9 protein-coding genes are annotated in these 10,531 nt (G+C 67.3%); 1 reads left to right on the top strand and 8 read right to left on the bottom strand.

Features of this window, described 5'->3' with window-relative positions; genetic code table 11:
- A partial coding sequence (locus tag ACIQ7H_RS20650) for a methyl-accepting chemotaxis protein (protein ID WP_395795109.1) occupies nucleotides 1-1,269 on the top strand: 1,269 nt, incomplete at its 5' end.
- A 446-nt stretch (nucleotides 1,270-1,715) separates the two neighbouring features.
- Here ACIQ7H_RS20650 and ACIQ7H_RS20645 read toward each other — a convergent pair.
- The 8 genes from ACIQ7H_RS20645 to ACIQ7H_RS20610 all read right to left on the bottom strand — a co-directional run bounded on the left by ACIQ7H_RS20645 (nucleotide 1,716) and on the right by ACIQ7H_RS20610 (nucleotide 10,310).
- The gene (locus ACIQ7H_RS20645; protein WP_395795107.1) at nucleotides 1,716-2,303 is read right to left on the bottom strand and encodes a DUF998 domain-containing protein; all 588 of its coding nucleotides are present in this window, start codon (nucleotides 2,301-2,303) and stop codon (nucleotides 1,716-1,718) included.
- 166 nt (nucleotides 2,304-2,469) lie between these two features.
- Entirely contained in the window at nucleotides 2,470-3,558 is a 1,089-nt protein-coding gene (gene leuB, locus ACIQ7H_RS20640; protein WP_395795105.1) for a 3-isopropylmalate dehydrogenase, read from the bottom strand.
- Entirely contained in the window at nucleotides 3,548-4,174 is a 627-nt protein-coding gene (gene leuD, locus ACIQ7H_RS20635; RefSeq protein WP_395795103.1) for a 3-isopropylmalate dehydratase small subunit, read from the bottom strand. The genes leuB and leuD overlap by 11 nt, the downstream gene beginning before the upstream one ends.
- A complete protein-coding gene (leuC, locus tag ACIQ7H_RS20630) occupies nucleotides 4,174-5,592 on the bottom strand; it encodes a 3-isopropylmalate dehydratase large subunit (RefSeq protein WP_395795101.1) in 1,419 nt (472 codons plus the stop codon). The genes leuD and leuC overlap by 1 nt, the downstream gene beginning before the upstream one ends.
- A gap of 35 nt (nucleotides 5,593-5,627) precedes the next feature.
- Nucleotides 5,628-7,166: a 2-isopropylmalate synthase gene (locus ACIQ7H_RS20625; RefSeq protein WP_395795099.1), complete on the bottom strand. Its 1,539-nt coding sequence runs from the start codon at nucleotides 7,164-7,166 to the stop codon at nucleotides 5,628-5,630.
- A 304-nt stretch (nucleotides 7,167-7,470) separates the two neighbouring features.
- Nucleotides 7,471-8,487, bottom strand: a complete 1,017-nt coding sequence (locus ACIQ7H_RS20620; protein WP_395795097.1) for a diguanylate cyclase domain-containing protein — start codon at nucleotides 8,485-8,487, stop codon at nucleotides 7,471-7,473.
- Between the two features lie 226 nt (nucleotides 8,488-8,713).
- On the bottom strand, nucleotides 8,714-9,469 hold the full coding sequence (locus ACIQ7H_RS20615; RefSeq protein WP_395795095.1) for a zinc-ribbon and DUF3426 domain-containing protein: 756 nt from the start codon (nucleotides 9,467-9,469) through the stop codon (nucleotides 8,714-8,716).
- Nucleotides 9,470-9,587: 118 nt separating this feature from the next.
- On the bottom strand, nucleotides 9,588-10,310 hold the full coding sequence (locus ACIQ7H_RS20610) for an HAD family hydrolase (RefSeq protein ID WP_395795093.1): 723 nt from the start codon (nucleotides 10,308-10,310) through the stop codon (nucleotides 9,588-9,590).
- Nucleotides 10,311-10,531: the final 221 nt, after the last annotated feature.

Genomic DNA, 10,531 nt, shown 5'->3' with positions numbered 1-10,531 from the left:
CACGATGCCGGCGAGCTCAGCCTGCGCATCGACGCGCAGCGCTATCCGGGCGCGTTCGGCGAAATGGCCAGCGGCGTCAACCGGCTGGCGGAACAGCACATCGGCACCAGCATGCAGATCGTCGATCTCGTCCAGGCCTACTCGCGCGGCGACCTCAGCAAGCAGATGCCAGCCCTGCCCGGCGAGAAGCAGCGCATCACCGACGCCGTCGAAGGCGTGCGCGGCAAGCTGCTGACGATTCGCGACGAGATCCTGCGGCTGTCGCGCGGCGCGGCTGCCGGCGAGTTCAATCTGCGCGGCGACGCCAGCCGCTTCGAGTTCGCGTTCCGCGAGATGGTCGATGCGCTGAATCAGCTGATGGCGAACGCGGACTCCGGTCTCAGCCGCACCTGCGAGGTGCTGTCGGCGCTGGCCGAAGGCGACCTGACTCGCCGCATCGACGGTGACGCGGTTGGCCGCTTCGCCGAGCTGCAGCATTCGACCAACTCCACGGTCGAGCGCCTGCGCGACATCGTCGGCGAGATCAAGGGCGCGGTCGGCGCGATCAACACCGCGGCGGCAGAGATCGCCTCGGGCAATGCGGATCTTTCCGACCGCACCGAACAGCAGGCCGCCTCGCTGGAGGAAACCGCCGCCAGCATGGAAGAACTCACCTCGACCGTGCGCGGCAATGCCGAGAACGCGCGCTCGGCCAATCAGCTGGCGATCGGCGCCGCCGATGTCGCCGAACGCGGCGGCGCGGTGGTCAGCCAGGTGGTCGCCACGATGGGCGAGATCAATGCGCAGTCGCGCAAGATCGAAGACATCATCAGCGTGATCGACGGCATCGCCTTCCAGACCAATATCCTGGCGCTGAACGCTGCGGTTGAGGCCGCGCGCGCCGGCGAACAGGGCCGCGGCTTCGCGGTGGTAGCCAGCGAAGTCCGTTCACTCGCACAGCGTTCGGCCGGCGCAGCGAAGGAGATCAAGAGCCTGATCTCCGACACCGTCGAACGCGTCGACAGCGGCAGCAAACTGGTCGATTCCGCCGGCGCCACCATGGCCGAGATTCTGGCCTCGGTGAAGCGCGTCACCGACATCATGAGCGAGATCAGCGCGGCGTCCGCCGAGCAAAGTTCAGGCATCGAACAGGTCAGCGCCACGGTCACGCAGATGGACGAAGCCACCCAGCAGAACGCCGCCCTGGTCGAAGAAGCCACCGCCGCCGCGCGTTCGATGGAGGAACAGGCCGAGCGGCTGGCGGAGAACGTGGCGCGGTTTCGGATCTGAGGGGCGGCTCCCGCCGCGCCCCAGCTGCCCCTGCTTCCAGCCGCAGGAAGCAAGGAATCGGCAGAGGGGGACAAGGCACATGGCGAGAGCGCCCCCTCTCCCCTGCCCCTCTCCCACCAGGGGAGAGGGGAAAATGCACGCGTGGCTGACGCTTGTTGCGAGCCTGGAAGCGGAACCCGATGAGCGCAGGGTGTCGTGTCAGTTGGCGTCGCTCTTGGCCCCTCTCCCCTGGTGGGAGAGGGGTTGGGGAGAGGGGGCCAGACAGTCGGGCAAGCCAGTTTCCCCGACCGCGGCCGAGAGAGAGGACGGGTGGCGCGTTCAATCGACGCATTCCGCCGAACGAAGACCAGAAAACGTTCTCGCCTCGACGCAAAGATGCGCGCACGAGGGCTGCATCGACCTGGCCGCGGCTAGCCTTGCTCGGTCAGGCCTGTGCAGCCGAGCGCTCAATGCGGCTCTCGACCAACACGACCCACTGCGTCGATACGCCAGCTGTGGATGCACAGCCACAGCAGGTAGAGGGCGATCACCGCCTTCTGGCTTGCGCCCCGCGGCAGCTCGCGAATGCCGACGTGCAGCAACAGGCAAACGAAGGCAAGCATCGCCAGCGGCAGCAGCACTCGACGGCCTGCGCGCCAGTCGAGTGCGCCGCGCAGCAGCATCGCAAGACCGGTCAATCCGAACGCCGACAGGGCGCTGAGCAGATGCAGTCGATGCTCGAACGGTGGCACCGCCCCGGCCGGTGAGCCGCCGGGATACAGCGCCGTCACCACCAGCCCGACTGCACCAGCGCAGAACAGCAGCAGGGCCAGGGTGTCCGCCAAAGCTCGTCGCTCGCGCAACCAGATCCGCACCGACTGCAGCGCGATCACCAGCGCCAGCGCGACATACGCCAACTGCAGCCACAGCCCGTGCGGGCCCGACAGGTAGAAGCTGAGCGGCGCATGCACCCAGTCATAGCCGGGATGCAAAGCCTGGACGGTGATGGCGGTGAACAGAAAGACCAGCAGGCCAACAAGTATCAGGGGACGCATGGGTCTTGGAGTATTCGGGATTGAGGATTCGGGATGGCCGAAGGTAGCAGGGCGGTCGGCCTGTGTGCGCGCCGCGCAGACTGTTCGGTCTCGTTCGACCTTGGCCACAAACGCGCCCGCGCCCCTCAACCCCGCCAAGCTTCGGCCTACCCGAATCACGAACCCCCTAATCTCTCATCGCCACCGTCGGATGCCGTTCCGGCAGCCGTTCCAGCACCGCCGCTGCCGCTTCGTCCGTGGAGAGGGCACGCTCTGCTCCCGCGATGTCCGCCGTGAAGCAGCCCGAATCCAGCGCGGCGCCGACCGCGCGTTCGATCTCGCGGGCTTCTTCTTCCAGGCCCAGCGAGTGCCGCAGCAGCATCGCCGCGCTGAGGATGGTGGCGTAGGGGTTGGCGATGCCGCGGCCAGCGATGTCGGGTGCGCTGCCGTGGATGGGTTCGTAGATCCCCCGCTTGCCCTCACCCAATGAGGCGCTCGGCAGCAGACCGAGCGAGCCGGCCAGCATCGAGGCTTCGTCGGTGAGTATGTCGCCGAACATGTTCTCGGTGACGATCACGTCGTACTCGCGCGGTCGCGCGATCAGGTGCATCGCCATCGAATCGACCAGCTGATGCTCCAGTCGCACATCGGGGAATTCTTCGGCGCCGATCCGGGTCGCCAGCTCGCGCCACAGCCGCGAGGTTTCCAGCACATTGGCTTTGTCGACCGAGACCAGATAGCCGCGGCGCGCGCGGGCGAAGGCGAAGGCGCGGCGCAGCACGCGCTCGATCTCGGCCACGCTGTAGACGCACATGTCCGAGGCGCCGTGTTCGCTGCGGGTACGCTCGCCGAAGTAGATGCCGCCGGTGAGTTCGCGCACCACCAGCAGATCGACCCCGTTCAACAGATGCGGCTTGATCGGCGCGCGATCCAGCACCGCCGGGTGCGGCGTCACCGGGCGCAGATTGGCGTACAGACCCAGCGCCTGACGGATCGCCAGCAGCCCTTGCTCAGGCCGCACCTTGGCTTTCGGGTCCGACCACTTCGGCCCGCCGACCGCACCGAGCAGAATCGCATCGGCCTTGCGACAGGCCGCGAGCGTGGCCGGCGGCAGCGGCTCACCCGTAGCATCGATGGCGGCGCCGCCGATCAGCTGCGGGTTGAAGTGGAAATCGTGACCGTGGCGCGCGGCCACGCGCTTCAGCACCTCGACCGCGCAGGCGGTCACTTCCGGGCCGATTCCGTCACCCGGCAGAACAACGATCTCAGCGCGCATGGGCGGGCTCCTTGGCAGCGGTTCCGGTCAACGAGAAATCGCGCTGGCGGTTGGACTCGAACGCGCTGATGGCGTCGTCGCGCAGCAGCAGGTAGCCGAGCTCATCGACACCTTCGAGCAGACAGGTGCGGGCGAAGGCATCCAGCGGAAAACGGTGGCTCTGGCCGCCCGGTGCCGTGAGGGTGCAGCTGGCGATATCGATCAGGAACTCGCCGTCGGCCTGCTGCATCAGCTGCTGCACGATCGCCTCGTCCAGCACCACCGGCACCAGCCCGTTTTTGAGCGCGTTGTTGCGGAAGATGTCGGCGATCTGGCTGCTGACGACGGCCTTCAAGCCGAGATCGGTCAAGGCCCAGGGCGCGTGCTCGCGCGAGCTGCCGCAGCCGAAGTTGCGGCCGGCGATCAGGATCGAACGGCCCTCATTGGCGGCCTGGTTGAACGGGAACTCCGGCTTCGGCGAACCGTCCGCATTCGCCCGCCAGTCGCTGAAGGCGAACTGGCCCAGTCCGGCGCGGGTGGTGGTCGACAGAAAGCGCGCCGGGATGATCTGGTCGGTATCGATGTTCTCCTGCCGCAGCACCACGGCGGCGGAACGCACTGCAGTCACGGCGCTCATCAGGCCACCTCCGCAGCGGCGTGGAGAAACTCGCGCGGGTCGGCGATTCGCCCGGCCACCGCGGCCGCAGCGGCCGACAGCGGCGAGGCCAGCACGGTACGCGCGCCCTGCCCTTGCCGCCCCTCGAAATTGCGGTTGCTGGTGCTGACCGCGAGCTGGCCCGGCGCCACCAGATCGCCATTCATCGCGATGCACATCGAGCAGCCCGGCTCGCGCCATTCGGCGCCCGCCGCGCGCACCACGCTGTCGATGCCCTCGGCCTCCGCCATGCGTTTGACCGCCTCCGACCCGGCCACCACCAGCATGCGCACACGCGGATGCACGCGGCGCCCGCGCAGGATCCCGGCGACCTCGCGCAGGTCGGCGATGCGTCCATTGGTGCAGCTGCCGACAAAGACCACATCGACCGGCTGACCAATCAGCGAGTGCCCGGCCTCGAAGCCCATGTATTCCAGGCCCTTGCGGGCGCTGGCATCGACCGGCTCCGGGATCGCGGCATCGACCGCGATGGCGGTGCCGGGGTGGGTGCCCCAGGTCAGGGTCGGGCGGATATCGGCGGCATCGATGCGCACCACACGGTCGAATTCGGCGCCTTCATCGCTGACATAGCGCGACCACTCGGCCATCGCCGCCTCGAAGGCCGCGCCCTGCGGGGCGCGCGGGCAGGCGCGCAGGTAGTCGAAGGTGATCTGGTCCGGCGCGACCATGCCGGCACGGGCGCCGGCCTCGATCGACATATTGCACAGGGTCATGCGCGCCTCCATGCCGAGCGCACGGATGGTCGAGCCGCGGTATTCGATCGCGTAGCCGGTGCCGCCGTTGACGCCGATCACGCCGATCACGTGCAGGATCACGTCCTTGGCGCCGACGCCGCGCCCCAGCTCGCCGTCGATCTCGATCGCCAGCGTTTTCGGCCGCCGCTGCAGCAGGCACTGGGTGGCCAGCACGTGGCCGACTTCACTGGTGCCGATGCCGAATGCCAAGGCTCCGAACGCGCCATGCGTGCTGGTGTGGCTGTCGCCACAGACGATCGTCATGCCGGGCCGGGTCAGGCCCAGCTCGGGCGCGGTGACGTGGACGATGCCGCGACGCGTATCGCCCATGTCGAACAGCTCGATGCCGTGGCGCTCGCAGTTGGCGCGCAGCTGGTCAACCTGCTTCTCCGATGCGGCGCTGCCGTAATGGAGCTTGCCGGCCGCATCGCGTGGCGAGGTCGGCGTGCTGTGGTCCAGCGTGGCCATGCAGCGTTCGGGGCAGCGTGGCGACAAGCCGCGCGCATCGAGTTCGGCAAACGCCTGCGGCGTGGTGACCTCGTGCAGCAGATGCAGGTCGACGTAGAGCACCGCAGGCGCAGCCTCGGTTTCGGGCACGACCACATGGGCGTCCCAGAGTTTTGCAAACAGGGTACGAGCGGACATCGGGCTTCCGTTGGGGTTGTTTGTCAGGGTCACGATCAGGCCTGCGCGCTGGCGGCAGGTTCGGCCTCGCGGCGGCGCAGCAGGCGGTTGGCGACGTCCAGCCAGGCCAGCGCGCTGGCCTCGATGATGTCGCGGCTGACGCCAACGCCAGCGTATTCCTCGTCATCGAAGCTGACCGACAGGCTGGCCTCGCCGCGCGCGTGGCTGCCCATGCCGATGCTGTGGACCTGATAGCTCTCCAGCTTGAGTTCGATGCCGGTGGCGGCCGACATCGCCGCGAACAGGGCCGCGACCGGGCCATCGCTGTCGGCACTCTCGGCCACGCGATTGCCGTCCGGATCGGACAGCTCGACCTCGGCGCGCGCCTGGCCGCCGGAATCGGAGATCCGCATGCTGGCGAGCCGATAGCCCTGTCCAGCGCTGGCGGTGCTGCCCAGGATCAGCTGTTCGAGGTCGCGGTCGTTGACCACGCGCTGGGTTTCGGTCAGCGACTTGAAGTTCGAGAACACGTGCTCGAACTCGTCTTCCTCGAACACGAAGCCCAGCGCGCGCAGGCGCTCGCTCAGGGCGGCGCGGCCGCTGTGCCGGCCGAGTACCAGCTCCGAGCGCGGCCAGCCGACATCTTCGGGCCGCATGATTTCGTAGGTCTCGCGGTTCTTCAGCATGCCGTGCTGGTGGATGCCGGCCTCGTGAGCGAAGGCGTTGACGCCGACGATGGCCTTGTTGCGCTGGACCATCATCCCGGTCAGGCGCTGCAGCAGCCGCGAGGTCGGCACCAGGCGTTCGGTGCGAATGCCGCTGTCGGCGTTGAAGTAGGCGTTGCGCACCTTCAGTGCCATCACCAGTTCTTCCACCGCACAGTTGCCGGCGCGCTCACCAATGCCGTTGATGGTGCATTCGACCTGACGCGCGCCGCCCTCGATCGCCGCCAGCGAGTTCGCGACCGCGAGGCCGAGATCGTTGTGGCAGTGGGTGCTCCAGATCAGCTGCTCGCCCGGTACCGCCGTGCGCAGACGCTGGAACAGGCTGCGGATCTCGTCCGGCGTGGTATAGCCGACGGTGTCCGGCACATTGAGGGTGGTAGCACCGGCGGCGGCGGCGGCGGAGAACGCCTTCACCAGCACGTCGAATTCAGTGCGGATGGCGTCCTCGGCCGAGAATTCGACGTCGTCGAAGTAGCGCCGCGCAAAAGCGACTGCACTTTCGGCGCGCTCGACCACCTGCTGTTCGCTCATGCCGAGCTTGAACTTGCGATGCAGCGGGCTGGTGGAGATGAACACGTGGATGCGCGGCTTGTGCGCCTTTTCCATCGCCTTGGCGCAGGCGGTGATGTCGGCCTCCGAACAGCGCGACAGCGTGGCCAGGGTGACCTGGGCGCCGATCTCACGCGCGATCGCGTCGGTCGATTCGCGGTCCGCCTGCGAGCTGGCGGGAAAGCCGGTTTCGATGATATCGACGCCGAGCTCGGCGAGCGCACGCGCCATCACCAGTTTCTGAGTCGGCCCCATGCTGGCGCCCGGCGACTGCTCGCCGTCGCGCAGAGTGGTATCGAAGATTCGAATGTGGTCGGTCATGTCGGCTCCAGCGGGTCACGCGTGTTCAGGGGGGTCTTGAGGCAAATCGCGGGCAATAAAAAACCCCGCAGCGGGATTCCGGTGCGGGGTTCTCTCGATCTCAAGGGTGTTGCGTATGCCCTAGGTTCGGAGTCCGCACCTGTGCGGTCCAAGAAGAAGGCCAATAAGAAGCAGCGACGCCGGGATGCGGGCGTTGTCGGTGCTGATCATGGGCAGGGCGTTCGGCATGGCGGGCAGTGTTCGTGCAACGCAGAAGATTTGTCAAGCAGCGGTTCCGGCACGATCCGCGACGGTCTAAGCACCGTCAATGGTCAAGCTGGAAGCGGAAGTCGTCGCCGCCCTCAGCCTTGGCGCGATACAGCAGGCGGTCGGCCTGGCTGTACCACACCGACCAGCTGGCGCCGGCTTCGCACACCACCGCGCCCACACTGATGGTGAGCACAGTGGCATTCAAAGGTTCGGGCATTGCCAGCAGGCGCACGCTGTCAACCAGGGCGCGGGCGCGCTGTTCGATGTCCTCGGCCGAATGCGCCCACACCAGCACGGCGAACTCGTCGCCACCCAAACGCGCGGGCATGTCGTGCTCACCGCACAGGCGTTTGAGCTGGCCGGCCACCGCTTCCAGCACGCGATCGCCGGTGATGTGGCCGAAGCTGTCGTTGATGGTCTTGAAGTCGTCCAGGTCGATCAGCAGCAGACCGAGTACGCCAGGGCGCGGGGCGTGTTCGATCTCATCCAGATGAGCGTAGAGCCCGCGCCGGTTGCGCAGGCCGGTAAGCTCGTCAGTCTGGACCAGATGCTCGGCATTGGTCAGCCGGGTGCGGGTCTGCCGCAGCGAATCAAGCGTGAGCAGCAGCTCCTCGTTGCGCCGCTTCAGATTCAGGATCAACTGCTGCTCGCTGTTGACCAGATAGGCGAACGAGCGCCGCATGAAGTGCGCGATCGTGCCGGGCTGCTGGTCCAGCAGAGTGTCGAAATCACCGTTGGATACCGCCACCAGCAGACAGGGCCCACAGGCGACCGCACTGGCCAGGCGCGCATGGTTGCCGATGAAGAAGGCGAGCTCGCCGAAGTACTCGCTGGCACCGATGCGCTTGTCGCGCATGCCGTCGCCGAATTCGAGTGCAACCTGTCCCTCGACCACCACAAACATGGTGCGTCCGTGTTCGCCACGCCGGAAGATCAACTCGCCGGCGGCCACCACGCGACGCTCGCCGATCTCTTCAAACAGCGCCAGCTCATGGGCGGACAGCCGACGCGCTTCACGCCCTGACTCATCGTCAAGTGCGGGCAGCTCTGAGTCGGGCGGTCGTGGATTCATGTCTTCAATCGGCCTGCAGGTGTTCGGCTCGAAGCGCCAGCGAGTCTAGCAGCCAGCGTGCTGCTGCCCCCAGTTCACCGCTTGCGAGCCTGTCGGAACTGACAGGTTTTCGATGATCTGGCTGCTGCGAGCACCTGAAGCGCGCGAACAATCTCCCCGGCATGCAGTGTCTGCCGCTGCGCCTTCGCCGCATCCTGCAGCCTTTGATTGCCTTGGGCGCTTGCGCTCACAGGAAGCTGAACTCGAACGCGATCGCCTCGTTGCCGGGATCGCGGATCTCAAGCTCAACCATCACCGGCTGGCCGGGCAACAGCGCGCGCTGATCGGGCATGGCGCCGAGGTACTCCGCCGCGGTGAAGCGACGCAGCGCAACCAGGCGGCCATCGAGATCGGCCATGCTCAGTTCCAGCACCGGCCACTCCTGCGGCCACGGCGCCTCGTTGCGGAAGCTGGCGGTGATCAGCAGCGCTTCGGGCACCGACGGGTGCGGGCTGACGTCACGATTGAGCAGCGCGATCTGGCCCGGGGCACTGAAGAACGGCAGCTGACATCCGGCAACCGAGCACAGCCGCTGCAGCCACGGGCGCAGGGTGGGATCCTGGCTGAGCTCGGCGCGCTGTGCGAGCACGATCTGCGCGCTCAAGGCCAGCGACATCGCCGCGCTGAGTGCCCACCAGCGCCCGCTGTTCAGGCGCCGCCGGCGGCCGGTCTGCAGCGCGAACTGCGGCGGCGGCACGCCCAGCGCGGGCGCTGCCTTGGCGACATCCGCCGGGGCCAGCATCCCTTCGGGCAGCACTCGCGGCGGCTCGGCCACACGCCCTCGTCCGTAGCCGGTCGAGGCCTGGGCCGGGCTGTCCGCCAGGCGATCCAGCCCGTCGAAGCCCTGCTCGCAAACACCGCAGATCAGTTGGCCGCGACCGAGCGCGATCTGCGCCGCAGACAGCGCGTGTACGGTCAGGCAGTGCGGGCATTGGGTGTACATGGCTGTGATTCGCGATCCGGGAGTGGGTGTGGGAGCCCGGTGGGGCCGGCGCGCCGCGCGCGACGGGACCTCAGCATCGGGCCGCGCGAAACACTAGCGCAACCGTCGCGCCCTGTCGTCAGCGCGATGCCAGCTCGCGCAGCGCTGCCGGAACATCCAGCGCCCGGGCGACCGTGCGCAGACGCGGATGCGCGGGGTCAACCGCGTGCTCGGCGTCCAGTGCCCAGGTGACGGCGTAGGGCACGTGCACGCCCGCCCCGCCGAGTGCGAGCACCGGCTCGATGTCCGAGCGCAGGGAATTGCCGACCATGGCGAAGCGCTGCGGTGCGACTTCGCATTCGGCCAGCACGCGGGCATAGGTTTGCGGGTCCTTTTCAGACACGATCTCGATGCGCGGAAACAGCTCGCTCAGGCCCGAAGCGCGGATCTTGGTCTCCTGATGGAACAGATCGCCCTTGGTGATCAGCACCAGCGGCGCGATCTCCGCCGCGGCCTCGACCGCCGCACGCACGTCGGGCAGCAGCTCCACCGGATGGGTCAGGATGGCCTTGCCGAGTTCAAGCAGGCGGTGCACATCGGCCGCACTGATGCGCTCCTCGGTGAGCGCGATCGCGGTTTCGATCATCGACAGGCACATGCCTTTTGCACCGTAGCCGAACAGTTTGATGTTGCGGCGTTCGGTGTCGAGCATGCGCTGATGCAGGCCGGCGTCGGCAAGGTCGATGTATTGGCCGACGATCCGTTCGAACTCGGCGTGCGCGTTCTGGAAGTGGATTTCGCTGTGCCACAGGGTGTCGTCGGCGTCGAAACCAACAAGCGCGAATGACGAATCAGTAGTCAACGAAGCCTCCAGTAGTTGTACGCCGCTTTGCTTTGTTTCTCGCTCAACGGGTGCAGCGTGATTGTTTGAAGCGAAGAGCAAGAGCTTTCGGTCGGCCGTATGCGTCCGCCCGAGCCACCTACCGCTTCCCCACTCGCCGTGCTGAGCCTCAGTTGCAGATCGGCGCCCAGCCCTCGATCGGCAGCAAGCTGTCGATGTCGCGGTTGCGCGTGGTCGGCAGT

This window comes from Aquimonas sp., from assembly GCF_044377145.1.
Taxonomy (GTDB): Bacteria; Pseudomonadota; Gammaproteobacteria; order Xanthomonadales; family Xanthomonadaceae; genus Aquimonas.
Note: the sequence above shows the minus strand (reverse complement) of the source record. Positions and strands in the feature narration are given on the sequence as shown.

What these genes read in the sequence shown, in the direction of transcription:
- ACIQ7H_RS20645 (WP_395795107.1), bottom strand. Translation starts at nt 2,303, where the DNA reads ATGCGTCCCCTGATACTTGTTGGCCTGCTGGTCTTTCTGTTCACCGCC.
- leuB (WP_395795105.1), bottom strand. Translation starts at nt 3,558, where the DNA reads ATGCGCGCTGAGATCGTTGTTCTGCCGGGTGACGGAATCGGCCCGGAA.
- leuD (WP_395795103.1), bottom strand. Translation starts at nt 4,174, where the DNA reads ATGAGCGCCGTGACTGCAGTGCGTTCCGCCGCCGTGGTGCTGCGGCAG.
- leuC (WP_395795101.1), bottom strand. Translation starts at nt 5,592, where the DNA reads ATGTCCGCTCGTACCCTGTTTGCAAAACTCTGGGACGCCCATGTGGTC.
- ACIQ7H_RS20625 (WP_395795099.1), bottom strand. Translation starts at nt 7,166, where the DNA reads ATGACCGACCACATTCGAATCTTCGATACCACTCTGCGCGACGGCGAG.
- ACIQ7H_RS20620 (WP_395795097.1), bottom strand. Translation starts at nt 8,487, where the DNA reads ATGAATCCACGACCGCCCGACTCAGAGCTGCCCGCACTTGACGATGAG.
- ACIQ7H_RS20615 (WP_395795095.1), bottom strand. Translation starts at nt 9,469, where the DNA reads ATGTACACCCAATGCCCGCACTGCCTGACCGTACACGCGCTGTCTGCG.